The sequence below is a fragment of the Terrihabitans rhizophilus genome (genome assembly GCF_033898525.1).
In the GTDB taxonomy this organism is placed as follows: domain Bacteria; phylum Pseudomonadota; class Alphaproteobacteria; order Rhizobiales; family Methylopilaceae; genus Flaviflagellibacter; species Flaviflagellibacter rhizophilus.
The window spans coordinates 58,956-83,504 of the sequence record NZ_JAXAFJ010000010.1 but is presented as its reverse complement, the minus strand read 5'-3'; the positions used below and the strand labels follow the sequence as shown (position 1 = coordinate 83,504).

Annotated in this window: 25 protein-coding genes; 11 read left to right on the top strand and 14 right to left on the bottom strand. The window is 66.4% G+C overall.

Annotated features, from left to right (window positions below; genetic code table 11):
- The first annotated feature begins 25 nt into the window (after positions 1–25).
- On the top strand, positions 26–196 hold the full coding sequence (locus tag SCD90_RS14495; protein ID WP_319845417.1) for a hypothetical protein: 171 nt from the start codon (positions 26–28) through the stop codon (positions 194–196).
- Here the strand turns inward: SCD90_RS14495 and SCD90_RS14490 are convergent.
- Both SCD90_RS14490 and SCD90_RS14485 read right to left on the bottom strand, forming a co-directional pair.
- Entirely contained in the window at positions 177–1,037 is an 861-nt protein-coding gene (locus SCD90_RS14490; protein ID WP_319845416.1) for a metallophosphoesterase family protein, read from the bottom strand. The two genes, SCD90_RS14495 and SCD90_RS14490, sit on opposite strands and share 20 nt — an antisense overlap.
- A complete protein-coding gene (locus SCD90_RS14485; protein ID WP_319845415.1) occupies positions 1,034–1,963 on the bottom strand; it encodes a diacylglycerol/lipid kinase family protein in 930 nt (309 codons plus the stop codon). Before SCD90_RS14485 ends, SCD90_RS14490 begins: the two co-directional genes overlap by 4 nt.
- A 159-nt stretch (positions 1,964–2,122) precedes the next feature.
- Between SCD90_RS14485 and SCD90_RS14480 the strand changes: the two genes are divergently transcribed.
- From SCD90_RS14480 to SCD90_RS14465, 4 genes are all read left to right on the top strand, one after another.
- On the top strand, positions 2,123–3,094 hold the full coding sequence (locus tag SCD90_RS14480) for an MDR/zinc-dependent alcohol dehydrogenase-like family protein (protein WP_319845414.1): 972 nt from the start codon (positions 2,123–2,125) through the stop codon (positions 3,092–3,094).
- A complete protein-coding gene (locus tag SCD90_RS14475) occupies positions 3,094–4,083 on the top strand; it encodes a Gfo/Idh/MocA family protein (protein ID WP_319845413.1) in 990 nt (329 codons plus the stop codon). Before SCD90_RS14480 ends, SCD90_RS14475 begins: the two co-directional genes overlap by 1 nt.
- Before the next feature lie 110 nt (positions 4,084–4,193).
- Entirely contained in the window at positions 4,194–5,618 is a 1,425-nt protein-coding gene (locus SCD90_RS14470) for a phosphomannomutase (protein WP_319845412.1), read from the top strand.
- Between the two features lie 79 nt (positions 5,619–5,697).
- A complete protein-coding gene (locus tag SCD90_RS14465; RefSeq protein WP_319845440.1) occupies positions 5,698–7,110 on the top strand; it encodes a mannose-1-phosphate guanylyltransferase/mannose-6-phosphate isomerase in 1,413 nt (470 codons plus the stop codon).
- A gap of 77 nt (positions 7,111–7,187) precedes the next feature.
- Here SCD90_RS14465 and SCD90_RS14460 read toward each other — a convergent pair whose 3' ends face one another.
- Entirely contained in the window at positions 7,188–7,427 is a 240-nt protein-coding gene (locus SCD90_RS14460) for a hypothetical protein (protein WP_319845411.1), read from the bottom strand.
- An 86-nt stretch (positions 7,428–7,513) separates the two neighbouring features.
- On the opposite strand from SCD90_RS14460, the gene SCD90_RS14455 reads away from it, so the two are divergent.
- Positions 7,514–8,515: an LLM class flavin-dependent oxidoreductase gene (locus SCD90_RS14455; protein WP_319845410.1), complete on the top strand. Its 1,002-nt coding sequence runs from the start codon at positions 7,514–7,516 to the stop codon at positions 8,513–8,515.
- Positions 8,516–8,556: 41 nt separating this feature from the next.
- On the opposite strand, the gene msrB is transcribed toward SCD90_RS14455, so the two are convergent.
- The 8 genes from msrB to SCD90_RS14415 all read right to left on the bottom strand — a co-directional run bounded on the left by msrB (position 8,557) and on the right by SCD90_RS14415 (position 17,228).
- Positions 8,557–9,039: a peptide-methionine (R)-S-oxide reductase MsrB gene (gene msrB / locus SCD90_RS14450; protein ID WP_319845409.1), complete on the bottom strand. Its 483-nt coding sequence runs from the start codon at positions 9,037–9,039 to the stop codon at positions 8,557–8,559.
- A gap of 162 nt (positions 9,040–9,201) precedes the next feature.
- On the bottom strand, positions 9,202–11,277 hold the full coding sequence (locus tag SCD90_RS14445; RefSeq protein ID WP_319845408.1) for a M3 family metallopeptidase: 2,076 nt from the start codon (positions 11,275–11,277) through the stop codon (positions 9,202–9,204).
- Between the two features lie 63 nt (positions 11,278–11,340).
- On the bottom strand, positions 11,341–11,640 hold the full coding sequence (locus tag SCD90_RS14440; protein ID WP_319845407.1) for a hypothetical protein: 300 nt from the start codon (positions 11,638–11,640) through the stop codon (positions 11,341–11,343).
- A gap of 97 nt (positions 11,641–11,737) precedes the next feature.
- Positions 11,738–12,346 carry a nucleotidyltransferase family protein gene (locus SCD90_RS14435; protein WP_319845406.1) on the bottom strand — a complete coding sequence of 203 codons (609 nt, stop codon included), beginning with the start codon at positions 12,344–12,346 and terminating at the stop codon, positions 11,738–11,740.
- Positions 12,330–13,379: an XdhC family protein gene (locus SCD90_RS14430; protein WP_319845405.1), complete on the bottom strand. Its 1,050-nt coding sequence runs from the start codon at positions 13,377–13,379 to the stop codon at positions 12,330–12,332. Before SCD90_RS14430 ends, SCD90_RS14435 begins: the two co-directional genes overlap by 17 nt.
- A complete protein-coding gene (locus tag SCD90_RS14425) occupies positions 13,376–15,595 on the bottom strand; it encodes a xanthine dehydrogenase family protein molybdopterin-binding subunit (protein WP_319845404.1) in 2,220 nt (739 codons plus the stop codon). Before SCD90_RS14425 ends, SCD90_RS14430 begins: the two co-directional genes overlap by 4 nt.
- Positions 15,592–16,611 (bottom strand): FAD binding domain-containing protein, encoded by a 1,020-nt coding sequence (locus SCD90_RS14420; protein ID WP_319845403.1) that lies wholly within the window; start codon positions 16,609–16,611, stop codon positions 15,592–15,594. Before SCD90_RS14420 ends, SCD90_RS14425 begins: the two co-directional genes overlap by 4 nt.
- Positions 16,611–17,228 carry a (2Fe-2S)-binding protein gene (locus SCD90_RS14415; RefSeq protein ID WP_319845402.1) on the bottom strand — a complete coding sequence of 206 codons (618 nt, stop codon included), beginning with the start codon at positions 17,226–17,228 and terminating at the stop codon, positions 16,611–16,613. The genes SCD90_RS14420 and SCD90_RS14415 overlap by 1 nt, the downstream gene beginning before the upstream one ends.
- A 187-nt stretch (positions 17,229–17,415) precedes the next feature.
- Here SCD90_RS14415 and SCD90_RS14410 point away from each other — a divergent pair, with 187 nt between their 5' ends.
- The 5 genes from SCD90_RS14410 (at position 17,416) to SCD90_RS14390 (ending at position 20,929) form a co-directional block, all read left to right on the top strand.
- Positions 17,416–17,658 carry a hypothetical protein gene (locus SCD90_RS14410; protein ID WP_319845401.1) on the top strand — a complete coding sequence of 81 codons (243 nt, stop codon included), beginning with the start codon at positions 17,416–17,418 and terminating at the stop codon, positions 17,656–17,658.
- A 71-nt stretch (positions 17,659–17,729) separates the two neighbouring features.
- Positions 17,730–18,416: a guanitoxin biosynthesis heme-dependent pre-guanitoxin N-hydroxylase GntA gene (gntA, locus tag SCD90_RS14405; protein WP_319845400.1), complete on the top strand. Its 687-nt coding sequence runs from the start codon at positions 17,730–17,732 to the stop codon at positions 18,414–18,416.
- Positions 18,406–18,990: an urea carboxylase-associated family protein gene (locus SCD90_RS14400; RefSeq protein WP_319845399.1), complete on the top strand. Its 585-nt coding sequence runs from the start codon at positions 18,406–18,408 to the stop codon at positions 18,988–18,990. The genes gntA and SCD90_RS14400 overlap by 11 nt, the downstream gene beginning before the upstream one ends.
- A 185-nt stretch (positions 18,991–19,175) precedes the next feature.
- Complete coding sequence (locus SCD90_RS14395; RefSeq protein ID WP_319845398.1) at positions 19,176–20,672, top strand: ATP-binding protein; 1,497 nt, start codon at positions 19,176–19,178, stop codon at positions 20,670–20,672.
- Between the two features lie 20 nt (positions 20,673–20,692).
- A complete protein-coding gene (locus SCD90_RS14390; protein ID WP_319845397.1) occupies positions 20,693–20,929 on the top strand; it encodes a BrnA antitoxin family protein in 237 nt (78 codons plus the stop codon).
- 10 nt (positions 20,930–20,939) lie between these two features.
- On the opposite strand, the gene SCD90_RS14385 is transcribed toward SCD90_RS14390, so the two are convergent.
- The 3 genes from SCD90_RS14385 to SCD90_RS14375 form a co-directional block, all read right to left on the bottom strand.
- Positions 20,940–22,262 carry a surface lipoprotein assembly modifier gene (locus SCD90_RS14385; RefSeq protein ID WP_319845396.1) on the bottom strand — a complete coding sequence of 441 codons (1,323 nt, stop codon included), beginning with the start codon at positions 22,260–22,262 and terminating at the stop codon, positions 20,940–20,942.
- Between the two features lie 76 nt (positions 22,263–22,338).
- Positions 22,339–23,256, bottom strand: a complete 918-nt coding sequence (locus SCD90_RS14380; protein ID WP_319845395.1) for a HupA family protein — start codon at positions 23,254–23,256, stop codon at positions 22,339–22,341.
- Between the two features lie 126 nt (positions 23,257–23,382).
- Entirely contained in the window at positions 23,383–24,495 is a 1,113-nt protein-coding gene (locus SCD90_RS14375) for a helix-turn-helix transcriptional regulator (RefSeq protein ID WP_319845394.1), read from the bottom strand.
- Positions 24,496–24,549 lie beyond the last annotated feature (54 nt).

The following is a 24,549-nucleotide window of genomic DNA, read 5'->3' as shown; positions in this document are numbered from 1 at the left end:
ACCCTGACAAGCCACGGAGAGAGCGATGTCCATTCCCGGAAACGAGCCCGGCATACCGACGCCCGAGCCGCAGCCCATCCCGCCGCCGATGCCCGAGCCGGTGCCGCCCGCGCCGATCGAGGAGCCCCCGCCGGAGCAATTGCCCGACGAGATGCCCAATCCCAATCCGGACGAGATTAGCCCGCCGATTCAGTAACCTTCGCCACGCCCGGGCCGGGCTCCGCCACCACTTCCTTGACGGTGTCCGGCTGCGGGGCGAGCAGGTTCGCCGAGGTGAAGCCCGTCTCCCAGGACGCGCCGTTCCACACCCGCGTCTCCATCGACACGACACCTTCAGTCACCAGGAAGCGGTTGTAGGCATTCGCCTCGTCGCGCAGCCGCGTCGATGTCGCGGTGCCGGCCTGCACCACCATGACACCCGAGCCAGAGCCCGCCTTTGCCAGCCGCGAATAGGCGCGATGGAGATGGCCTGCGACGACGATCCGCACATCGTGGCGTGCGAACAGTTCCAGCGCCCTGTCGACCCGGCCGACCAGCTTGGTGTCCGGCGCTTTTTCCGGCGGGAGGAACGGATGATGCGCGACCACGATGCGCACGACTCCTTTAGGCAAGGCTGCCAGCCGGTGCTCCAGATCTTCGAGCTGGTCTTTTGTGATGCGGCCGTAAGCCCAGTTCCAGTGCCAGCCGATGCGGCGTGCGGTGTTGATGCCGAGCAGCGCCACCTCGTCATTGCACCAGACGGGCTCCTTGGCGTCCGAGTAGTAGCGCCGCCAGCGCTTGTAGGGATCGGTGAAGCGTTCCCAGAGATTGGTCGGCGGTATGTCGTGGTTTCCGGGCACGGCGAAGACTGGGCGGCCAAGGCTGTCGAGGAAGGCCTTGGCCTGCCTGAACTCGTCCGGCGTGGCGCTCTGCGTCAGGTCGCCCGACACCACCACCATGTCGGGGGCGTCGGCTCGGATCTCCTCGCGCAGGGCATCGACCACGACGGGATCGGTACGCCCGAAGTGGAGGTCGGAGACATGGGCAAGGCGGGTCATCTGACCTCCGTCGCGGCTGGTGTGTCGGTGTCGGCAATGGGGAGCGGCGCCATGACACGCAGGGCGCCGGCCTCTACGGAAAAGCGCAGCGGCGTCTCCAGCAGGCGCACCTCGCCGTCCAACATGGCGCGGAGAAGCTTTCGAGGGCTCAGCACTTCGAGTTCCTTGAGCGGGTGACTTTCCAGGCCTTCCTGCTTCTGCCAGGTGCCGGTGGCGAGCCCCGCGCCGAGACGCAGCAGCTTCCACAACGTCAGACCGTGCGGGATGTAGAGGACCAGTTCCCCGCGATCGAGGTGGGACCGACGCAGGACGCGGCCGAACCCCTCATCATAGGCGTTGCAGGACACGGCGATGGCGCGCGTGCGCACCCGCTTCGTCTGTCCATCGATAAGCAGGGCCATCGACAGCAGCGGATACCGGTTCAGCCCCACGGCCAGGTGCCGGAGCAGCCTCAACCAGCCGCGAGCGTTCATCTTGCCCCGTCCGTGCTCGCGCAATTGCGCGATGTTCGCCGGCAATCCCACCATGGCCTTGCACAGGAACACGTGGCCGTTGAGCACGCCGACATCGATCCTTCGAATATTGCTGGCAGCGATGACCGAAACCGCGCCTTCCAGTTCCAGCGGGAGGCCGAGATCCTTGGCCATCAGGTTCATGGTGCCGAGCGGGATGATGCCGAGGGGGATGTCCTGGCCCTTCAGCCGCTGCGCCGCGCAGGCGATGCTGCCATCGCCGCCGCCGACCACGACGACGTCAGGCCGAGAGGCCACGGCCGCCTCGAATTTCTCAGGCAGGCTGTTATCGGGTCGGCCCGCCAGTTCGGCGTCGAGCCCGGCCGCCCTCAGGCAAGCCAGCACCTGGTCGGCCGTGGTGGACTGTCCCACATCGGCGCCTGCCGTGGAGTTCAGGACGACAGCAGCACGCATCGGGCGGGTACCTTCGGGGGTCGAGGTCGCGCAGCGTGGTCGCTGGTGCTGCGGCTTCGCCCTCCAAACATCCGGAACGCGCCGGCGGTTCCGGCCGCATCGCGCTTGAGGGCGCACCGCGTCGGGGCTAACAGGGGCCGCGGGAAAACGGAGCGGGCCATGAGTGAGGCGGCAGGTATGCGTGCGGCGGTGCTGACGGGCGCGGGGCAGATGACGGTTTCGGACACCTCGATCCCGGAGCCGGGCGAGGGGCAGGTCCGCATCCGCCTGGAAGGCTGCGGCGTGTGCGCCTCCAACCTCACGCCATGGTCGGGTCCGGACTGGATGCAGTTCCCCACCGAGCCGGGCGCGCTCGGCCATGAGGGCTGGGGCGTGGTGGATGCGCTAGGTCCCGGCGTGCAGGGGCTTGCTGTGGGTGATCGCGTCGCCGCGCTCTCCTACAAGAGCTACGCCGATTACGACGTCGCGGACGCCTCCGCCGTGGTGCGCCTGCCGGACAGCCTGGCCGGCCAGCCCTTCCCCGGCGAGCCACTGGGATGCGCGATGAACATCTTCCGCCGCAGCGAGATCGCGGCCGGGCAGACGGTCGCCATCGTCGGCATCGGCTTCCTCGGCGCAGTCCTGACGCGGCTTGCCAGCCAGGCGGGTGCGCGCGTCATCGCCATTTCCCGTCGCCCCTTCTCGCTCGACGTGGCGCGCCGCATGGGCGCGGCCGAGACCATCCCGATGGAAGACCATTGGGCCATCATCGAACGGGTGCGCGAGTTGACCGGAGGCACGTTCTGCGACCGGGTTATCGAAGCCGTCGGCAAGCAATGGCCTCTCGACCTCGCCGCCGAACTGACGCGGGAGCGCGGCCGCCTCATCATCGCCGGCTACCATCAGGACGGCCCACGTCAGGTCAACATGCAGATGTGGAACTGGCGAGGACTGGACGTGATCAACGCGCATGAGCGCGATCCCGAGGTCTACATGCAGGGCATACGCGAAGCGGTGGAGGCGGTGGCCTCCGGGCGGCTCGACCCCTCGGAGCTCTACACGCACCGCTTCCCGCTGGAGCGGCTGGACGAGGCGCTGGACGCCACGCGCGACCGGCCGGACGGTTTCCTCAAGGCGCTGGTGACCTATTGATGGCCGCGACACGTCCCCGCCTCGGCTTCCTCGGCACCGGCTGGATCGGCCGCCACCGCATGGAGGCCATGCTCGCGACCGGCACGGTCGATGCGGTCGCCGTCGCCGACACCTCCGCGGACATGGTGGTGGAGGCGCTGAAGCTGGCGCCCCATGCACAGGTCGTGTCCTCGCTGGATGAGATGCTGGCGCTCGGCCTCGACGGCGTGGTCATCGCGACACCGAGCGCCATGCACGCCGAACAGTCCATAGCGGCTCTTCGGGCGGGGGCAGCTGTGTTCTGCCAGAAGCCGCTGGGGCGTGATGCGGGCGAGGCCCAAGCCGTGGTTGAGGCCGCGCGGGCGGCGGACCGCTTGCTGGGCGTCGACTTCTCCTATCGCTACACGGCGGGCATGCAGCGCATCCGCGACCTGCTGCGCGGTGGCGAACTCGGGCGCATCTATGCGGTGGATCTTGTCTTCCACAACGCCTATGGCCCGGACAAAGCCTGGTTCTACGACCCCGCGCAGTCGGGCGGCGGCTGCGTCATGGATCTCGGTGTCCATCTGGTCGATCTTGCATTGTGGGCGCTGGATTTCCCCACCGTCTCCCACGCCAAGGGCACGCTGTTCGCCGGCGGCGAACCGCTCGCCGGTGCTGGCCGCGTAGAGGACTACGCGCTTGCGACACTGCAGCTCGACACGGGCGCGGCTGTCCAACTCGCGTGCTCATGGCGTCTGCAGGCGGGCTGCGACGCTGTCATCTCGGCCGCCTTCTACGGCACCGAGGGTGGCGCGGCGCTGCGCAATGTCGACGGCTCCTTCTACGACTTCGTGGCCGAGCGCTATCGCGGCACGTCGCGCGAGACTTTGGCCACTCCACCCGATCAATGGGGCGGACGTGCAGGCGCCGACTGGGCCATGCGCCTTGCGGGTGGCGAATGTTTCGATCTCGAGGCCGAACGCCTCGTCACCGTCAGCCGGACACTGGACACGATCTACGGGCGATAGGGATGGCGGAGGAAGGGACATAAACTCTTGATCTTCCACCCTTATGCATCTCATGGTTGCAAACATGCTCCGGTCGTAGCAGCGGCAGCTTTCCGGATCCGAGGTGCCCGTTGACCCAGTCTTCCCTGAAGTTCGGAACGAGCGGCCTGCGCGGGCTCGCGGACGAACTGAACGGCGTGCCGGCTTATGCCTATACCTCCGCGTTCGCGGAGATGCTGAAAGCCGATGCGCCACCTGGATGGACGGGTGAGGTGCTCATCGGGCGCGATCTCCGGCGCAGCAGCCCGGATATCGCGGCTCTGTGCGGGGCCGCCCTGTCGGGCGCGGGCCTGATCCCGCTCGACGCGGGGGAAGTGCCGACGCCGGCGCTTGCCCTTCATGGCCAGCGGCATGGCCTGCCTTCGCTGATGGTCACGGGCAGTCATATTCCGGATGACCGCAATGGGCTGAAATTCTACCGCGCCTCGGGCGAGATCGATAAGGCCGACGAGGTCCGGATCTCCACCTTGCACGCCGCGCTCGCGCCGGACCTGTTCCAGCCACCTGCGGCGCGTTCCGCCATGCAAACCGTGGACGTGCTGCCCGACTATACGCGGCGCTACACCGAGACGTTCGGGTCGGAAGGCCTGAGGGGCTTGCGCGTCGGCGTCTACCAGCATTCGTCCGTGGCGCGCGACCTCATGGTGCAGATCGTCACGGCGCTGGGCGCCGAGGCGGTGCCGCTTGGCCGCTCCGACAGTTTCGTGCCCGTCGATACGGAGGCACTACGCGAAGAGGACAAGGCGCTCGCGCTGCAATGGGCGTCCGAAACGCGCCTCGACGCCATCGTCTCGACAGACGGCGATGCCGACCGGCCTCTGGTCGCCGACGAGACCGGCCATTTCCTCCGTGGCGATCTCCTGGGCGTCCTGTCCGCCCGGCAGCTCGGCGCGGAGATTGTGGTCACGCCCGTGACGTCCAATTCCGGGATCGAGACCTCTGGCGCGTTCGCAGGCGTGCGGCGCACCAGGGTGGGTTCACCTTTTGTGATCGAGGGCATGGTCGAGGCGCTTCGCACCGCCACCGGTCCGGTGCTCGGCTTCGAGGCGAACGGCGGCGTCCTGCTCGGATCGGCGGTGCCGCGCGGCCATGGCGTCATCGAGGCGTTGATGACGCGCGACGCCATGCTGCCGATCCTGTGTGCGCTGTCGGAGATCGCGGCAGGTCGGCGGCTGTCCGAAGTGGCTGCCTCGGCCGGTTTCACCTCGGCGCGCAGCGACCGGCTGAAGGACGTCGACCCCTCTCGCTCGGCAGCCTTTCTCGAGCGCCTCGGAGATGCCGCCTTCGTCCAGCGGGAGCTGGGGGATCTCGGCCCTCTCGACGATGTCGGTGCCCTGGACGGGGTCCGCATTCGCGCGGCCTCCGGCGATGTGGTTCATTTCAGGGCTTCGGGGAACGCTCCGGAACTGCGGGTGTATGTGGAAGCCGCCGGCCAGGAGCAGGCGGGCCGGCTTCTCGACTGGGCACTCGGGGTGGCTGAGCGCAATACGCGGTGAGGCGCCTGCGCCTCGCCGCAGCATGTCAGCGTTCGACGTAGTGGTTTTGCCTGGTTGCAGGCCGATGGGGGTGCGCATGTTGGCAACGAAGATCGTGCCGGTGATCCTGTGCGGGGGAGCCGGTGCAAGGCTATGGCCGGCCTCTCGCGAGAGCCGCCCGAAGCAGTTCATCGCTCTCGTGGGCGAGCGTTCGAGCTTTCAGGAGGCGGTGCTGCGGGTGCAGGATCCGGAGCTTTTCGCCAAACCCCTGATCGTGGCCAATGCCGACCACCGTTTCCTCGTTGCCGAGCAGCTGGAGGCGCTCGGCGTTGCGGCGGATGTGCTGCTGGAACCGGCGCGGCGCGACTCCGGCCCGGCCATCGCGGCTGCGGCCCACCTCGTCCACAGCCGCGATCCCCATGCCGTCCTGCTGACATTGGCGGCCGATCACCTCGTGGAGCGGCCCGACCTGTTCCGCGCGGCCTGCGAGACGGCGCTGCCTGCGGCCATGGCGGGGCGCATCGTCGTGTTCGGCGTGGAGCCCTCCTCGCCGGCCACCGGCTACGGCTATATCCGCCCGGAAACGGACGAGGGCCCGGGCGGGCTGAACCCGGTCGCCGAGTTCGTCGAGAAGCCCGATGCCGAGACGGCGGCACGCTACGTTGCCGACGGCTATATGTGGAACTCGGGCAATTTCCTGTTCTCCGCATCCGCCATGCTGGAGGATTATGCCGAGTTCGAGCCCGACAGCGCCGCGGCAGTGGAGGAGGCCGTCCGCGGCATCGAGGGGGATCTCGGCTTTCTGTTGCTGGCGCGTGAGCCCTTCCTCGCAGTGGTGCCGAAGAGCATCGATTATTCCGTCATGGAACGCAGCGCGCGCGTGTCGGTCGTGCCGGTCGATTGCGGCTGGTCCGACATCGGCACCTGGGGTGCCATCTGGGACGCCAGCCAGAAGGACGCTCGCGGCAATGTCACGCGCGGCACCGTCGAACTTGTCGGCAGCGAGAACTGCATCGCCATCAGCGACCGCCCGGTGCTGGCGCTTGCCGGAATGAAAGACCTCGTCGTCGTGGTGGATGACGACGCCGTCATGGTGGCGAACCGGGGCGACGCCGATGGCGTGAAATCCATCGTCGGCCATCTGCGCGACCGCAAATACGCCCAGGCCAGCGCCCATGCGCGGGGCTACCGCCCCTGGGGGTTCTATCAGTCGCTGGATTCCGGAGGCCGCTTCCAGGTCAAGCGCATCGTCGTGAAGCCGGGCGGCACGCTGTCGCTGCAGAAGCATTATCACCGCGCCGAGCATTGGGTGGTGGTGCGAGGGACCGCCGAGGTCACCATCGGTGACGAGCGCAAGATCATCTCGGAAAACGAGTCGACCTATATACCGCAGGGGGCCATGCATCGCCTGCGCAATCCCGGCAAGATCGACCTTGAGGTGATCGAGGTCCAGACCGGCAGCTATCTCGGTGAGGACGATATCGAGAGGTTCGAGGATATCTACGGGCGGTAAGATGACGATTGCGTAAAAGTTTAAGGAACCATGACAGAGATATGCGCACAGCGCATGGCTGAGCCTGTTTTAAATCACTACTCATGCATGTAGTTTGAGATCATATTCCCTTCAACAGAGAAGGGAACAGAGAAATGACGACTGTTATCAATGTCTTCCAGATGCTCGGCGCTGCCATCCGCGCTGGTGAAGCAGCCCGCAACCATCACGTTCCGGCCGCTGCGGATCTCCAGATCCTTGGTATCCCGGCCCGCGCCTTCAAGCGCGGCTGAAGACGGACCTCGAACCTCATCGGTTCGGACAAGAAGAGCGGCCACTGGCCGCTCTTGGCGTTTCTGGGGGGCAGTGAATTAAGCCTGCCCGAGCCTCTTGGGATTTGACTAGCGATCACTACATCGCCTGCATGATCCCGTTTTCGGTCCTCGACCTCTCCCCCATCATCGAAGGTGGCGATGCCGCCCTCGCTTTCCGCAACAGCCGCGACCTCGCGCAGCATGCCGAGCGCTGGGGCTATGGCCGCTACTGGGTGGCCGAGCACCACAACATCCCCGGCGTGGCAAGCGCCGCGACCTCGGTGCTGATCGGCTATCTCGCGGAGGGCACGTCGACCATCCGCGTCGGCGCCGGCGGCATCATGCTTCCGAACCACGCGCCTCTGCAGATCGCGGAGCAGTTCGGCACGCTGGAGAGCCTCTATCCCGGCCGCATCGATCTCGGTCTCGGCCGTGCGCCCGGCAGTGACGGACTGACCGCGCGCGCTTTGCGCCGCAACCTCGACTCCAATGGCGACACCTTCCCCCGCGACGTGCTGGAGCTGCAGGCCTATTTTGCCGAGCCGGGGCCGAACCAGGCGCTGAAGGCGGTGCCGGGCGGAGGGCTGAACGTGCCGCTGTGGATCCTCGGTTCCAGCACCTTCGGGGCGCAACTCGCCGCCCATCTCGGGCTGCCCTACGCCTTCGCCTCGCATTTCGCGCCGGGCGACATGATGGCGGCCATCAGCATCTACCGCGAGACGTTCCGCCCCTCCGAGCAATTGGACAAGCCCTATGTCATGCTCGGCTACAACATCTTCGCGGCCGACGATGCCGAGGAGGCCAGGGTGCTGGCGACCAGCGCGCAGCAGAGCTTCGTCGCGCTCCGCACCGGCCAGCCGCAGAAGCTGCCGCCGCCGGTGCCGGGCTATCTCGAGAGCCTCGACCCCCGCAGCCGGGCGATGCTGGACAGCGTGCTCTCCTGCACCGCCATCGGCACACCGGACATGGTGCACGAGCGGCTGCAGGATTTCATCACGCTGACCGGCGCCGATGAGCTGATGCTGACCTCGATGATGTACGACCACACGGCGCGCCTGCGGTCCTACGAGATCGCGGCCGAGGTGCGCGGGAGCTTGAAGCTGGCCGCCTGATAGAAGAAGGCCGGCGGTTCCTGCCGCCGGCCTTTTCATTGTCACACGGTCTGCGGATCATCCCGCTCAAGCCTGTCCGGGATCTCCTCGCCTTCCGGCACGAACGACATGGACGCCGAGTTCATGCAGAAGCGGAGGCCGGTCGGGCGCGGGCCGTCGTTGAAGACATGGCCCATATGGCTGTCGCAGCGCTCGCAGCGCACCTCTTCACGCACCATGCCGTAGCTCGTATCGCGCACGATCTTGACGTGCTCGGGATCGACCGGAGCGAAGAAGCTCGGCCAACCGGTGCCGGACTCGAACTTCGCGGCGGACCGGAACAGGGGCAGGCCGCAGACGCGGCAGGTGAAGACGCCCGTTTCCTTGCTGCCGTTGAAGACCCCGCAGAACGGCCGTTCGGTGCCGTGGTCGAGCAGGATATGGCTCTCCTCCGGCGTCAGGTCGGCCGTCAGATGTGCCATCTCGTCGGCGTCGGGCGGTGTGAGATCGAAGCCGAGCTTCGACGTGTGCGCAGTGGTGGCCATGCAGGCTCCTTATCTGTTTCTGCGAAAGAATATAGGAAGCCGCCGCCCCTGCTGCCACGGGCCGTTCAGTCTAGAACGAACCTCATCCTGAGCCTGTCAAAGGATGGTCGCGGAGCGAGCAGGCGTGCTTCGACAAGATCAGGATGAGGCGGAGCGTGCCCTCTACACCTCGCCGCTCGCCAGTTCCGCCACGTCCAGTCCGCGCTTCTTCAGCAGGGCTTCCGGCGAGGCATCGCGGCCCCGGAAAGCGCGGTAGGCCTCATGCGGATCCTGCCGTCCGCCGGCCGAGTAGATGAAGTCCTTGAGCCGCCGCGCCGTGGCCGGGTCGAAGATGTCGCCTGCCTCGCGGAAGGCGTCGAAGGCATCGGCGTCGAGAACCTCCGACCATAGATAGGAGTAGTAACCCGCCGAATAGCCGCCGGAGAAGATGTGCCCGAAATGCGGGGTGCGGTGACGCATGGAGATGGCGCGCGGCATGCCGATCCGCTCCAGCGTGTCGCGTTCGAACCGTGCGGCGTCGAGCTCTCCGGTGTCGGTCAGCAGGTGGAAATCCAGATCGACCAAGGCAGAGGAGGTGTATTCCACCGTGGCGAAACCCTGGTTGAAGCGGCGCGCGGAGAGTAGCCGGTCCAGCATCTCGGTGGGCATGGCGTCGCCGGTTTCATGGTGTACCGCGAAGCGGCTCAGCACTTCGGGCTGCTCCAGCCAGTGCTCGTAAAGCTGGGACGGCAACTCCACGAAATCGCGCGCCACCCCCGTGCCGGAAATCAGCGGATAGGTCACGTCCGAGAGCAGGCCGTGCAGGCCGTGGCCGAATTCGTGGAATAGGGTGCGCGCATCGTCCATGCCGATGAGGGCGGGCTGGCCCTCGGGCGGCTTCGAGAAGTTCATCACGTTGACGATAATGGGACGGATGTCGCCGGTCAGCCGTTCCTGGCTGCGGAAGGCGCTCATCCACGCACCGCTGTGCTTGGAGGGCCTGGCGAAGTAATCGCCCAGGAAGAGGCCGACATGACCGCCTTCGGCGTCGCGCACCTCCCAGGCCCGCACGTCGGGATGGTAGACCGGCATGTCCGGGCGCTCATCGAACGTAACCCCGAACAGCCGGGTCGCGGTGTCGAAGGCGGCCGCGATGATCTGCTCCAGCTGCAGGTATGGCTTCACCTCGGCGTCGTCGAGATCGTAGCGCTCCTTGCGCAGCGCCTCGGTGTAGAAGCGCCAGTCCCAGGCCTCGATCTCGATGTTGTCGCCACGCCCGGCGGCCAGCTTCTGCAGGTCGCGCTGCTCGGTGGCGGCGCGCGCCTTGGCCGGCGTCCACACCTGATGCAACAGGCCGCGCACCGCCTCCGGCGTCTTCGCCATCACGTCTTCGAGCTTGAAGTGCGCCCAGCTCTCATAGCCGAGCAGGCGGGCATATTCGGCCCGCAACGCCACCATTTCGGCGACGACCAGCCGGTTGTCGGTGGCGCCGGGGTTCTCGCCGCGTGCCGTCCAGGCGCGGAAGGCTGTCTCGCGCAGGTCGCGCCGCGTCGAGGATTGCAGGAACGGTTCGATGCTGGAGCGGGCCAGGGTAATGACGTAGCCGGCGACGCCACGATCCTCGGCGGCTTTGGCGGCGGCGGCGACCTGCGCTTCGGAAAGCCCGTCGAGGTCGTCGGCTCCCAGCGTCATCGTCCAGGCGCGTTCGTCGGCCAGCACGTTCTGGCCGAAGGAGGTGGAGAGCGTGGCAAGACGCTCGCTGATCGCGGCCAGACGGGCCTTCTGCGCCTCCGGCAGCGCGGCGCCGTTCCTCACGAACATCGTATGATAGCGATCGAGCACCCGGCGCTGCTCCGGCGTCAGCGCGAGTGTGTCCCGCTGCCCGTAGAGGGTGGCGATGCGGCGGAACAGATCGCCGTTCAGGAACATCTCGCTGGAATGGCGCGACAGCACCGGCGCGATGTCGCGCTCCACGGCCTCTATGGCGTCATTGGTGTCGGCGCCGGCAAGGTTGAAGAACACCGACGAGACCCGCTGCAGGATCGGCCCGTTCGCCTCCAGCGCCTCGATGGTGTTCTGGAAGCTCGGCTCGTCCGCATCGGCGGCAACCGCAAGCATCCCGGCTGTGCTCTCTGCGAGTCCCGCCTCGAAGGCCTGTGCGAAATGCTCGGGCCTGATCTCGGCGAAGGGAGGAGCCCCGAAGGGCGCCGTCCATGGCTGGAGCAGGGGATTGTCGGAGGTTGCCGGGGCAGCGGACATGGAAGGCTCCTGAGGGATCGCCTTCTATGTAGAGACGGCGTCCGCACCCTGCAAAGGCCGCCGTCAGAGTTCGTCGAAGCCTACCCGGCGGGGCCGCTCGCGGTCCGGTACCTCGGCCACGATCATGGCGTGCCAGATGCCGTCCACGGGGCTGCGGTAATGTTCCGAATGCTCCCAGGTCTGCAGCGCCCGGTTTCCTTCGCTCAGCATGTGGGGCGTCGGGTGGGACATGGCCTGGACGGCGACCCGGGCATAGCCAAGGAAGCGCTCGCGCAGCGCGGGCTCTGCCGCTTCCCAGGAGCCAGCGCCTTCCGCGCCGGCGTGCTCGTTCCAGATGGCTTGGGCGACAGTGTCGATCAGCATGTTCATCCTCATGTCCTCGGCGGCCGCATCTTAGGCCATCCCGAAGGGCTTGATAGCCGGTGTTCTTGAACGTGATATTTCGAGAAATGGTGGCTGGTCAGGAACTGTGAAGGTCTTCGGGGCGATCGACATCGAACACGATGCCGGGATCGTCGTGCTCCACGAGAAGCAGCCGATCATCGAGGCCCGGCAAGACCGTTCCCGCCCCCTTGTCACCCTGCAAATCCTGAAGGGACGGGAAGAGCTCGCGTCGCAGCAGAACGGGATGCCCGCGCTGGCCCCGGAACAGCGGTGCCGCCGCGAGGTGGCGGGGCCGCAGCGCGCCGATCAGGCGGGCGACGATATCGGCGGGCAGGTTCGGCATGTCGCCGAGGAAGACCACGGCGCCTTCGCACCGTTCCGGCACGGCGGCGAGACCGGCCATCAGGCTTTCGGAGAGACCATTTGCATGCTCGGCGGCATGGACGCAGAGCAGATCCCGTCCCGCAGAAGCGGCGCGCGCGCGTGCCGCGGCTTCCACGTCCCGCGCATCCGCGCCGGTGACGAGGATCACGGGATCGAGCGGTGCGGCCAAGGCGGCATCCACCGCCCTATCCAGCAGCACGCCTCCGCGGAAAGGGGCGAGCAGCTTGCGGCCGCCGAAGCGGCTGCCAAGTCCCGCTGCGAGGATGATGCCCGCGAACCGGGCCTCAGGCTGCGCGGGCATCCGCCGCCGGCCAAGACTTCAGGCGAATGGCATCTGTATCCCGCGTGATTTCGGCGAGGATCGACAGCGCGATTTCCCAAGGCGAGGAGCCGCCGAGCGGCAGGCCGATGGGGGCGCGCAGGCGGGCGATCGCCGCCGCATCCAGACCGCTGTCTCGGAGGCGATCCAGCTTGTCCCCAAGGCGCCTGCGGCTGCCGAGCAGGCCGACATAGAAGGCTTGGGACGGCAGTGCCGCCATCAGTGCCTCATGATCGTTGATCTCGTCGTGCATGGCGATCACCACCGAGGTCCAGCGGTCCGGCTTCAACGAGGCGAGTGCTGCACCCGGACGCTCGCGCCTGTAGCTGATGCCGGCAACCGGCGGGGGCGATGCCGGGCCCGACGGACGGACCAGTGTCACCTCGACGCCCATCATAGCCGCCACGGACGCAAATGCGAGCACGGTGGGGTCGCTGCCGAGAACGATCGCGCGGCGCGGGGGCTCGTAGACGCGATATATGGCCGAACCGTCGCCAGGGGATGCACCGTGCGCATGTGCGAACGCGCCTCGCAGCGCGCTTGGCAGCCGGGAGCAATCCTCGCCCTCCGCGAGAACGGCCCGCTCATATCCGTTGGTCAGCCAGAGCGCGGCCTCCCGGCGGGCCATCAGATCAACGAGGCGCCGTGCCGCCGCGTCGTCGGGAAGAATCCTTTCCACGAGCAGTTCGATGCGCCCGCCGCAGGGCAGTTGGATGTCCAGCGGCCCCCCGCGCCCGTAAACGATACGGCGGGGTTCACCACTGCCGAGCACTTCCATTGCGTGGCGGGCGATGTCGGCCTCCACGCATCCGCCCGACACATAGCCGGCTGCATCGTCCTCGGTGAACAGGATCTGCGCGCCGATCCCGCGCGGCGCGCCACCCTGCGCGGCGTGCAGGGTGGCCAAGGCAGCAGCCTTGCCGGCTGCCATGGCTGTCGCCAGCGCCGGCCTGATGTCATCCACCAGGCCGAAATCCGGCCAGTCGCCCGATACCGCCGGCGGCAGGCCTGTCACGCCAGCAGGTCTTCGATGCGGATCGGCAGGTCGCGCACGCGGATGCCCGTCGCATGGTAGACGGCGTTCGCGATGGCGGCCGCCGTTCCGACATTGCCGAGTTCCCCCAAGCCTTTCACGCCGGCCGGGTTCACCTCGCTGTCCTCCTCGGAGAGCATGATGACGTCGATGTCCTTGATGTCGGCGTTCACCGGGATGAGGTATTCCGAGATGTTGTCGTTGACGTAACGGGCCCGCTTCTTGTCGATCTCGGTCTCTTCGTGCAGGGCCGAGGAAATGCCCCAGATCATGCCCCCCATCAGCTGGCTGTGGGCCGTGCGCGTGTTCATGATGCGGCCTCCTGCGAACGCGCCGACCGCACGAGGGCAGCGGATCTCGCGGGTGCGGGCATTGATCCGCACCTCCACGAATTCAGCGCCGAGCGCATACATCAGCTTCTCGCCCGAGCCGCCGCCAGTGAGGGTCGGCTGGCCCTTGCTCAGCTTTGCGATAGCGTCCGCGCTGCCGCCCGGCGGGACGTATTCTGCATACTCCTCGATCTGGCTGACGCCCGCCTGCTGGAACAGGGCCCCCAGATTGCCGCCCATAGCCACCCCGGCGCTGCTGCCGACGAGGCGGCTGCTGATTGCGGCACAGGCTTTGATCACGGCCGAGCAGACGCTGGCCGTGGTGTTGGAGCCGCCCGCGACCGTGGCCGCCGGCAGGGAACTGTCGCCGATCTCCACCTCGACGTTCTCATAAGGCACGCCCAGCCGATCCGCCGCCTCCTGTGCGATGACGGTGTAGGCACCCGTTCCGAGATCGTGTGCCGCCGTCTGCACCAGCACGCCGCCATTGGCGTTGAGCCGCACGCGCACGGCCGCCGCGCCGATATGCGTGGGATAGACGGCGGTGGCGCAGCCCCAGCCGATCAGCCAGTCGCCATCGCGCATGGAGCCGGGCTCGGGATTGCGGGCCGACCACCCGAAGCGTTCCGCGGCGGCGTCGTAGCAGGCCATCAGGGACCGGCTCGTATATTCCTTGCCGAAGCTGTCCTTCATCGAGTCGTTGACGCGGCGAAGTTCGACCGGGTCCATCTTCAGCTTGACGGCCAGTTCGTCCAGCGCGCTTTCCAGAGCGTAGACATAGGGCACGACCGGCGGGGAACGCATGAAGCCCGGCGTGTTGCGGTCGGCGTGCACCACGTCCACGTGGCTGTGCACCGCGCCAAAATGGTAGAGGTGCTGCGTCTCTTCCGTGCCGCTCACGGAATAGGTGTCCGGGCGGGAGGTGACCTCCTGCCCTTCGTGCCAGTAGGCGACGAGCTTGCCCTTCTCGTCCGCGCCCAGCTTCACATGATGCCTGGTCTCGGCCCGATAGGTGGACACGGTGTAGCCTTGGTCGCGGGTGGCGAAGAGCTTCACCGGACGACCGATCTTCTTTGCGGCCAAAGCCACCAGCGCCGTGCGCGGCGTCATCTGCGCCTTGGAGCCGAACGCGCCGCCGATGAAGGGGCTGACCACGTGGATATCGTCGGGGCTGATGTCGAGCCGCTTCGCCACGTTGTTCTTCAGGCCGTAGACGAACTGGCTGGGCTCGTGGATCGTCAGCTTCGGCCCCTCCCACACGCAGGTGGTGGTGAAGAGCTCGATCGGATTGTGGTGCTGCGTCGGCATGAAATATTCGGCATCGACCGTTACCGCCGCCGAGGCGAGCGCAGCATCGGCATCGCCGGTCTTCTCGCGCTCGTTCTTCTTGGTTTCCTCGCTGCCTTCCGGGTCCGCGTCCTTCACGTCTGCGCCGGGTGAGCCGAAGGTCGCGGTGGGCGCTTCTTCCGCATAGCTGATCTTCAGGCGATAGCCCGCTTCGCGCGCGGCCTCGTAGGTGTCGGCCACGACCATGGCCACGATCTGCTTGCCGTGATCGATCTCCGGCCCGAAGCCCTGCATGGAGGTGGAGGCACCGCCCCCGCCGGGCTTGTACTCGGTCTTGGTGAGTTCGCCGGTGTTCCTGTGCGTGAAGATGTCGAGCACGCCCGGAACGGCGCGCGCGTCGGCTTCGTCCAGTTCTGTGATGCGGCCTTTGGCGATGGCGCTCATCACGAGAAAAGCGTGCGCCGGTCGGTCCACGCTCTGGTCGGAGGGGTAGCGAGCCCCTCCGGTCACCTTGGCCACGGCGTCATAGCGCGTGACCGGCTGTCCCATATTGGCTTTTGGTTCGGGTGCGGCGGCGCTCATGGTCGGATCTCCATCTTCCCGGCGTCGAGCAGCGCGCGTGTCAGCGTGCGACGGCCGAGTTCCGCCTTGAAGGCGTTGTATTCGTAGCCCTTGGCGTCCTTGAAGGCAGCGCGGGCAGCGGCGTCGAGGGTAGGCTGGTCCAGCGTCTTGCCGACCAGTTCGGCCTCAGCCTCGCGAGCCCGCCACGGCTTGGTGGCGACGCCGCCAAGCGCGATGCGCGCCTCCGTCACCGTGCTGCCGTCCATCTCCAGCGCCACGGCGGCGGAGGCGGTCGCGAAGGCATAGGATTCACGGTCGCGAACCTTGAGGTACAGAGACCTGCGGGTCCATCCACCGCGCGGCACCGTGAAGCCGGTGATCAGTTCGCCCGGCGCCAGCACCGTCTCGATGTGCGGGGTGTCGCCCGGCTCGCGGTGCAGGTCCGCGAAGGGCAGGCTGCGTGCGCCGTTCGGCCCCGCCACCTCGACCTGCGCATCGAGCGCGATCAGCGCCTGCGCAAAGTCGCCGGGATAGGAGGCGATGCAGTGCTCGCTGGTGCCGAGGATCGCATGCAGCCTGTTATGGCCGTCCAGCGCCGCGCAGCCGGAGCCCGGATTGCGCTTGTTGCACTGGGCGTAGGAGACGTCGCGGAAATAGTTGCAGCGCGTGCGCTGCAGCACATTGCCGGCGAGTGTCGCCATGTTGCGCAGCTGCTGGCTGGCCGCCAGCTTCAGGCTGTCGGCGATGACGGGGAATTCGCGCCGAACATTCTCATCCTCGGCGGCCTGCGCCATGCGCACGGCGCCGGTGAGGTAAAGGCCCTTGTCCGTGATCTCGATGCGGGCCGGCAGATGCGCCACATTGACCAGGGTCTGCGACTGCATCACGTCCAGCTTCATCAGGTCCAGCAGCGTTGTGCCGCCGCCGATGAACTGGGCTTGCGCCATGGTGGGCGGCGTGTCGTTCGCGGTCGGCGCGCGCGCGGCCATGACGGCCTGTTCGGGCGCGTCGACCCGTTGGTAGGTGAACGGGCGCATCAGGCTTTCCCCATCACGTCTTTGGCCTGGTTGATCGCGGCCACGATGTTCGGATAGGCGGCGCAACGGCACAGATTGCCGCTCATATATTCGCGGATCTCGTCGTCAGAGCTGGCGTGCCCCTCGTTGACGCAGGCGACGGCGGACATGATCTGGCCCGGGGTGCAATAACCGCACTGGAAGGCGTCATGGTCCACGAAGGCCTGCTGCATGGGGTGCAGGTCGCCGCCCTCGCCGGCGAGGCCCTCGATGGTGGTGATCTCGGTGCCCTGCGCGGCGATCGCCAGCGTGAAGCAGGACAGCACGCGAGTGCCGTCGACCATCACGGTGCAGGCGCCGCACTGGCCCTGATCGCAGCCCTTCTTGGAGCCGGTCAGGCCGATATGCTCGCGAAGGGTGTCGAGAAGGGTCGTGCGGGCGTCCAGCTTCAGGGCATGGTCGCGGCCATTGATCCGCAGGTTCACGTCCACGAGGTCGCGCGGATCGGCATCGGCTTGGTTGGCGTCCGGCATCTGGGCCATCGCTTTCGAAGCAAAGGGAAGGGCCGCGCCGCTTGCGGTCGCGGTGAGGAAGTTGCGACGGTTGAGACCGCCGCCGGATGGTGTCGTGCTGCTCAAGGCATGTTCCCGGTCGGCAGGCGGTGCGCTGCGTTGCTGGAACAAGAACACTTCCAAAGAGAACGGGTTTCGTATCGTACGATAAAAAGCCCGTCAGCCATTCGGCCGCCTGACCAGAGGCTTCCGTGCGGAGGAACGTCGGCGGATGCCGCGCGTTTGGAGTCTCGAAACACCGGGAGGAATGCGCGTGAGCAAGGTCACTTACGAGATCGTCGAACACAATGGCGGCTGGGCCTACAAGGTCGGCGACGTGTTCTCCGAGACGCATCCCACCCACGATCATGCCCTCTCCGCCGCGCAGAACGCTGCCGCGGAGCAGGAGCTTGCCGGCGAGACGGACGGGATCGAGTACCAAGACGAGAAGGGCCGCTGGCACCAGGAGGTCGCGGACGGCGAGGACCGGCCCGAAACCGAGGTGAAGGACCTTTAATCACGTTAAGTTTGGCGCCGGAACGATAGGGCGGCACGGACGTAATCGTACGTATCGCGTGTAAGGCCCCTATGACCGACAAGAACAACCCGCTGGCGGAGCGCTTCCGCCAGTTCGTCCGTGATCCCTCGTTTTCCTGCGTGGGAGCCAAGTCCGCTCTCGCCAAAGACCAGATGGAGGTGATCTCCGCTCGCGACATCACGTCGGGCTGGGACGATCTCCGGCTGTATCCTCAACTGTTCGAGCTTGCCCAGCGCTACCGCGCCGATCCCACACTGTTCCAGAGCCTCATTGTCGTCTTCGACGGCCCGACGGGGCTCTCCGAAGCCGAGTTCGAGGAGCATTTGTGGGCGCGGCTGCAGTCGCTTGCCGACAAGGATGCCTGGCGCGGCGTTCCCTACGACGCCGATGTGGACGCCGATCCGCAAAGCCCGCACTTCTCGTTCAGCGTGGGCGGCGAGGCATTCTTCGTGGTCGGGCTGCATCCGAATGCCAGCCGCCCTGCGCGCCGGTTCGAGAGCCCCGCAATCGTGTTCAACATCCGCCGCCAGTTCGAAATGCTGCGCGAGCAGGGCCGATATGAGCGCCTGCGCGAAAGCATCCTGAAGCGCGACCTCGCGCTGGCCGGCACGCCGAACCCGATGATCGCACGTCACGGCGAGGCGTCCGCCGCACGGCAATACAGCGGGCGCGCGGTGGCCAATGACTGGACCTGCCCGTTCCACGCGCCGCACAAGGATCTGGCCGATGCTTCATAGGATCGAACCCCGCTCCGGCGTGGCGTTCACCCTGAAGCGGGGGCAGCGGCTGAAGGTCAGCGATCCCGAAGGCGAGCAGGTGGCGGACCTGCTGGCCTTTAACGCGGATGACGTCGACGAGGTCATCTCGTCGGGCCGCACGCTGGACTATGCCAGCCGCATCTTCCTGACGACCGGCGATCCGCTCTATTCGAACCGCAGCAATGTCATGCTCCGCCTCGAGGAGGACCGTGTCGGACGGCACGATTTCCTGCTGACGCCCTGCTCCGCCGACACATTCCGCATCATCTATGGCGACGAGCATCCGCACCGTGGCTGCTTCGGCAATCTTGCGGCCGCGCTGGCGCCGTTCGGCATCGGCCCGGACCGCATCCCCATCGCCTTCAACGTGTTCATGAACGTGACCGTCGATGGCGCGACCGGCGAGCTGAAGGTGGAGCCGCCGCGCAGCCGCGCCGGCGACTACACCGTCTTCGCGGCGGAGATGGACCTCATCATCGGGCTGACGGCCTGTTCGGCGCTGCAGTCCAACAACTACGCGTTCAAGCCCATCCACTACGAGATCCTGGACTGAACTCACCGACCTCATCCTGAGCTTGTCGAAGGATGGCCGCACGACACTGCGGTCGAGCATCCTTCGACAAGCTCAGGATGAGGCAGATCAGCCCCCGAATCTGTGGACGCGGCATCAGTGCATGCGACAGCCGCACTGCCCGTGCTAGAACAGGGCTCAAGGAACGGTCAGGCAACATCCACCCAATGCAAGTCGCCGTCGAACTGGGCGTGCAGCCGAATGGCGCGCCCGTGCCCATGGACCTCGAGGAACTGCTCGCCACGCGCCTTCTGGTGCAGGGCAATTCCGGCTCGGGCAAATCGCATCTGCTGCGCCGTCTCCTGGAGCAGAGCGCCGAGTGGGTGCAGCAGGTCGTCATCGATCCCGAGGGCGACTTCGTCACCCTGTCCGAGCGCTACGGCCATGTGGTCGTGGACGCCGACCGCGACGAGGAGGAACTCGAGGAGATCGCACGGCGCATCCGCCAGCACCGCGTCTCCGTCGTGCTGAACCTCGAAGGTCTCGATGCCGAAGGCCAGATGCGTGCCGCCGGCACCTTCCTGAACGGCTTGTTCGAGGCCGAGCGTGATCACTGGTACCCGGTCCTCGTGGTGGTGGATGAGGCGCAGCTCTTTGCGCCCGCTGCAGCCGGCGACGTTTCGGACGAGGCCCGCAAGCTTTCGCTAGGTGCCATGGCGAACCTGATGTCGCGCGGGCGCAAGCGCGGGCTGGCGGGCGTCATCGCCACGCAGCGCTTGGCAAAGCTCGCGAAGAACGTGGCGGCGGAAGCCTCGAACTTCCTGATGGGCCGCACCTTCCTCGACATCGACATGGCGCGCGCCGCCGACCTGTTGGGCATGGACCGCCGCGGCGCGGAAAGCTTCCGCGATCTGCCGCGTGGCAGTTTCGTGGCGCTCGGCCCCGCATTGTCGCGCCGGCCTCTGAACGTAAAGATCGGTGGCGTGGAAACCTCGGCCCGCTCCACCAGCCCCAAGCTGATCCCGCTGGCCGAAGCGCGCGACAACATAGCCGACGTGATCTTCGCGCCCGTGACGCATGAGCGCCCGGCCCGCGCCTCGGCCCGTCCGACGGCTACTGCCGATCTGCTGCGCCAGCTTGCGGAGGCACGTCCGGTGGAGGTCGTGGCCCCGCAGCCGGACGAGCCGGAGATCGACCACGCGGCACGCGCCGCCGGCATCGAGGCCGTGCTGGCTGCGGTGCTGGAAACGCCGGAGGCGTCGTTTCGCCCCGTGGCCGTGCTCTACCAGGATTTCGTGATGCGATGCCGCATCCAGAAGATCCCCGGCGCGGTGATGGACCTGGCAGAATTCCGCCGCCAGATAGCCGTCGCCCGCGCCGGCGTCACTGTGGAAGCGGCTGCGGGTACCGACTGGGACGCGGCGGTGGCGTTGTCCGCCCAGCTGACGGAAGATTTGCAGGGCATGTTCCTCGTTCTGGCGCGCGCCGCCATGGAAAAGGCGCCGTGTCCCGGTGATCTGCAGCTTGCCCGCACCTGCGGCAGCCGCTCACCCGGCCGTGCACGGCGGCTTCTGGCCTATGTCGAGGAAAAAGGCTTGATTGCGGTGCGAACCGATCGGCGCGGCAATCGTGTCGTCGCATTGCCGGATCTAGACTGGGAAACCGCTCCCGGCCGGCCCGATGCCCCGGATGAGGGCGATGCCTTGAACCAGGCGGCAGAGTAGAACGGCAGGACGAGAGCAGCATGACCATCGGCAACAGAAACCGCCCCAACGATCCCCGCCGCGCCGCGGAAGCGGCCTTCAAGGCCGCCACCACAAAGCCCGTCGAAGGCCCGGCCAAGACCGTGGTGTTACCCGGCGCGCGTGAACTGGTATCGCTGCGCATCGAGAAGGATGTGCTGGAGTTTTTTCAGAAGGACGGCGTCGGCTGGCAGGACCGCATGAACGCGGCGCTCAAGAAAGCCGCAGGCCTGGATTGATACCGTCGCGTCAGAAGACGCGGCGCACGTTCAGCGAGACGTCGTGGCTGTCGTATTCGTAAAAGTCCACGTTCGAGAACTGATACGAGTATTCATAGCTCAGGACCGGCGTGAAGCCCTTCCACGACAGGCGGTCGAACGAGGTTGAGACTGCCGCGCCCACCCGGTGATCCTCGCGGGGACCGATGAAGGGTGCAAAGAAGTCACCATCATAGATGTGGTATTCGTAATTCGGCTTGCCTTCGAGATAGAGGCCGTTGCCGAATTTGTGGCCCACCACCATCGAGGCCCGCAGATCGGTATGGTCGAGCCGGTCTTCTTCCGTGGTCTCGCGCGTGACGCCGCCGCCGAAGGCAACGAAGGTCAGCGGGTTGAATTGGTAGCGGGCGATGGCGTCGAACGAGCCGATCCAGCCGTCCAAATGTTCGCGACCCTGTCCGTAGCTCTGGTGCAGCAGGGAGGTGGAGGCGAGCGCGCTCCAGGACTTGTTGATCTGGTGCAGCACGTCCAGCCGCCCGCCGACGCGGGTGTTGTAGTACTCGTCGCCATAAGTCTTCACATCTGCCACGGGACCAATGGACATGATCGTGCGGCCGAAGCTCTGGGTGTACATGAGCGACTGGCCGAAGACGAAGAGGTTGTAGTCTTCGTTGCCGTAGAGCTTGCCGTCCAGCGATGAGCGCCAGTTCAGCGAGCCTTGGCCCAGCTTGAAGCTCCGGGTATAGGCCCCGCCGAAGGCTACGCCCACGCCGGAACTGCTGCGGCTGTTCTCGTCTATGACGAATTCACGATTGCCGAGCAGGATGGTGTCACCGCCCGCGCCTCGGTTCAGGTTCGTGGACGGCGCGATGGTGAAATAGATGGAGTAATCGTAGCCGCGCTTGGTAATTTCGGCCTGCCGGGCCAGTTCGGCGTAGCGTGCGAAGGCCGAGCGTTCGACGGGGTTCTGAGATTGCTGGGCAAGGTCGCTCAGCTGTGCGCGCGCGAGGTCGTAATTGCCTCGACGGGCATAGGCCTGTGCGATCTGCACGCGCGCAAGGCGAAAGGCCGGACGGAAACGCACGATCTGCTCGAATACGGCGATCGCGTTCTCATCTTCTCCCTTGTGGACGAAGATCAGGCCTTCGACGAAGAGGCGCTGCACATCGGCATCGCGCTTGCCTTCGGTGATGGTGCGGGTCTGATCACGCGCGAGGTCGTATTGCCCTTTGGCGATGAGGTCTACAACGCTGGGGCCAGACCGAGCCGGCGCGTCCTTCGCGCCCTCGCTCAAAGCAGGTGCGGCGGCGGCAAGACACAAGAGCAGAACAGCGATAGCCGAGATGCGAGCCATACAGTTTCCCCGGCATGGATAGGAAACCTTCCGGCGACGCTGCCGCCGGAAGGTGGTGTTGGTGAGTTGCGGACGCTTACGGAGCGACGCTGCTCGCGGCGAAGCCGCCGGAGCCGGCAACGCCGTTGCCCGTCGCCGTCAGAGTGCCCGCGACCTCCTCTGCGTCGAAGCCGAAGAAGTTTCCGTTCATGGTGCCCGAGCCGTTCATGCCGAACACGGTGTTCTCACTGGTCGACAGCGAAGCCGAGAACGCATTGCCGGAGTGGCTCGCGGACCCTTCACGCACACGCAAGCGGCCATTGCCGGCACCGAGGCCGAATTCGGAACCATTGAAGCGGTCGCCTTCAGAGGCGCCGAAATTCGCGATGACCGTGGCGCTGCCGCTGTAGTTCTCGCGGTTGCCGTCGGCGTCCAAGGTGCTCATCGCCGTGCGGCCCTCATAGGTGGCCGTCTCGGTTGCACCCGTGGGAACGCGGCCTTCCGGCGTCAGAGCGCCGAAGGCGGCAAAGCCGAGAGCAAGCGAATTGCTCTCAGGCGTGCCGGAACGGATGTCATACCGGACAAGCCCTGACTGTTCGTTCGGGGCGTTGACCAGGCGAGCCACCACCTCGGTGCTGGCGTCGTCTGCGCTTGTGAAATTCCCCTCTTCGTTCTCCGTCAATTCATAGGTCGTGCCATCGACCGTCAGGCGCGCTCCGTCAGGTCCCTCAGCGACTTCCTGAATGGCGATATCGACCTTCGGTGCGGAACGGGTGACGGTGGTGGTCGAACCGTCACCATCGGGCGTGCGGGTGCGCGTCAGGGTCGCCGTATTGCTCGCCTGGACCCGCGTACCAGCCGCGATCGCCTGGTCGACGTCATCGTTTGCCGCTGTCGCGGTAACGGTGCGCGGGCCGTTATCCGGCAGACCAGCCGAAGGCTTGCGGTCGTCGCCGTTGCAGGCGGTAAGCAGCAGTGCCATCGGCACGCTGAGAAGCAGCATTTTCTTGGACATCGGAAAGCCCCCTATGATCAGGCTCGGGCTTTCGAACCCGGCTGCTGCGAGCTTTTCCAATTTGCGACTTTAGTAGCATCTCCTGCTTGGTACATCTGGAGGTTGTTTTAGTGAACGTCGCGCTTCTCACGGATGCTGTTGCATCCTTGCACCACCCAGCGGGTTGCCCATGCGCGCAAGCAGTACTGCCAGCTGGGCCTGCCCGCTGACCTGAAGCTTTGCGTAGATGCGCTTCAGGTGCACCCGTACGGTGGAGGCCTCGCTGTTGCAAATGGCCGCGATCTCATCGGGAGAGGACCCCTCGGCGATCAACGAAGCCACGCGCGCCTCCGTCCTGGTAAGGCCAAGAAGCTTCAGGTCGAGTGCATTGGATGGCCCACGTGCGAGTTCCGGATCACAGGCCAGAACCACAAGCCTTTGGCGCATGGCCTGCGGCCAAAGCGGATCGGGTTCGGGATCGAGCAGTATCGGCAACCCATGGATCATGATGGGGTGGCGGCCCTCGCGGCGAACGACGACGGGGCGGGGAGAGGTGTCGGCACCTCTCTCCAGCACCTCCCGCAGCAGGGCCTCGAGCGCTTGCTGGTTTTCCGGGTGCTCCGTGCGCAGCACGCCGCGCTCCGTGGTCAGGCCGGTGCCCGGCCTGCGAAGGTGGAGGTTCGCGCAGACGACCCGGCCGCGTCCGTCGATCAGCGCGGCGGCCGGTGCCAGGCTGTCGAGGATCAGGGGCAGTGCGTCCCAGGCCTGTTCGGGCTGAAGGCGGGCACGTGCAAGCGCAACCGCCCGTTCCAGATGTCCGCGCAGGATGGCCAGGAGCCTTCGATCTGCTGCCGCCTGCTGCGCACCTTCCGGGCCCCGGCTGATCAGCAAGCCGATGGTGTGGTTGGGAAGCGTCTCGACTGCGATGCCGATGCGGGGTGCAATAACGTGACGCGCCTTGCCTGGGGCAAATTCTTCATCGACCCACAGATGCTCTTCATCGAAGATGGGATAGCGCTTGGCGGCCAGCAGATCGCAGAAACCGTCTTGCAGCGACCCGGTATCCAGCCAGGAATTGGCCGCTTCAGGGCAGCCGCATGACAGCACCATGCTTTGTCGGTCCGCGCGCGCCAGCGGGCCGATGACGGCGCACCGGGCTTCGAACAGCTCCGCGATCTTCGCGAGCGCGTCGGGCCACAACCTTGGGTTGAGCGCAGCCTCGTAGAGCGCCTTGATGGAATGATGGACGCGGTCGGGCACGGGCGGCCTCGGTTGCTGGAGAGCAGAGGCAACTTAAGCGTGCATATTCCAACA

What these genes read in the sequence shown, in the direction of transcription:
- SCD90_RS14495 (WP_319845417.1), top strand. Translation starts at nt 26, where the DNA reads ATGTCCATTCCCGGAAACGAGCCCGGCATACCGACGCCCGAGCCGCAG.
- SCD90_RS14490 (WP_319845416.1), bottom strand. Translation starts at nt 1,037, where the DNA reads ATGACCCGCCTTGCCCATGTCTCCGACCTCCACTTCGGGCGTACCGAT.
- SCD90_RS14485 (WP_319845415.1), bottom strand. Translation starts at nt 1,963, where the DNA reads ATGCGTGCTGCTGTCGTCCTGAACTCCACGGCAGGCGCCGATGTGGGA.
- SCD90_RS14480 (WP_319845414.1), top strand. Translation starts at nt 2,123, where the DNA reads ATGAGTGAGGCGGCAGGTATGCGTGCGGCGGTGCTGACGGGCGCGGGG.
- SCD90_RS14475 (WP_319845413.1), top strand. Translation starts at nt 3,094, where the DNA reads ATGGCCGCGACACGTCCCCGCCTCGGCTTCCTCGGCACCGGCTGGATC.
- SCD90_RS14455 (WP_319845410.1), top strand. Translation starts at nt 7,514, where the DNA reads ATGATCCCGTTTTCGGTCCTCGACCTCTCCCCCATCATCGAAGGTGGC.
- msrB (WP_319845409.1), bottom strand. Translation starts at nt 9,039, where the DNA reads ATGGCCACCACTGCGCACACGTCGAAGCTCGGCTTCGATCTCACACCG.
- SCD90_RS14445 (WP_319845408.1), bottom strand. Translation starts at nt 11,277, where the DNA reads ATGTCCGCTGCCCCGGCAACCTCCGACAATCCCCTGCTCCAGCCATGG.
- SCD90_RS14440 (WP_319845407.1), bottom strand. Translation starts at nt 11,640, where the DNA reads ATGCTGATCGACACTGTCGCCCAAGCCATCTGGAACGAGCACGCCGGC.
- SCD90_RS14435 (WP_319845406.1), bottom strand. Translation starts at nt 12,346, where the DNA reads ATGCCCGCGCAGCCTGAGGCCCGGTTCGCGGGCATCATCCTCGCAGCG.
- SCD90_RS14425 (WP_319845404.1), bottom strand. Translation starts at nt 15,595, where the DNA reads ATGAGCGCCGCCGCACCCGAACCAAAAGCCAATATGGGACAGCCGGTC.
- SCD90_RS14420 (WP_319845403.1), bottom strand. Translation starts at nt 16,611, where the DNA reads ATGCGCCCGTTCACCTACCAACGGGTCGACGCGCCCGAACAGGCCGTC.
- gntA (WP_319845400.1), top strand. Translation starts at nt 17,730, where the DNA reads ATGACCGACAAGAACAACCCGCTGGCGGAGCGCTTCCGCCAGTTCGTC.
- SCD90_RS14400 (WP_319845399.1), top strand. Translation starts at nt 18,406, where the DNA reads ATGCTTCATAGGATCGAACCCCGCTCCGGCGTGGCGTTCACCCTGAAG.
- SCD90_RS14395 (WP_319845398.1), top strand. Translation starts at nt 19,176, where the DNA reads ATGCAAGTCGCCGTCGAACTGGGCGTGCAGCCGAATGGCGCGCCCGTG.
- SCD90_RS14390 (WP_319845397.1), top strand. Translation starts at nt 20,693, where the DNA reads ATGACCATCGGCAACAGAAACCGCCCCAACGATCCCCGCCGCGCCGCG.
- SCD90_RS14385 (WP_319845396.1), bottom strand. Translation starts at nt 22,262, where the DNA reads ATGGCTCGCATCTCGGCTATCGCTGTTCTGCTCTTGTGTCTTGCCGCC.
- SCD90_RS14380 (WP_319845395.1), bottom strand. Translation starts at nt 23,256, where the DNA reads ATGTCCAAGAAAATGCTGCTTCTCAGCGTGCCGATGGCACTGCTGCTT.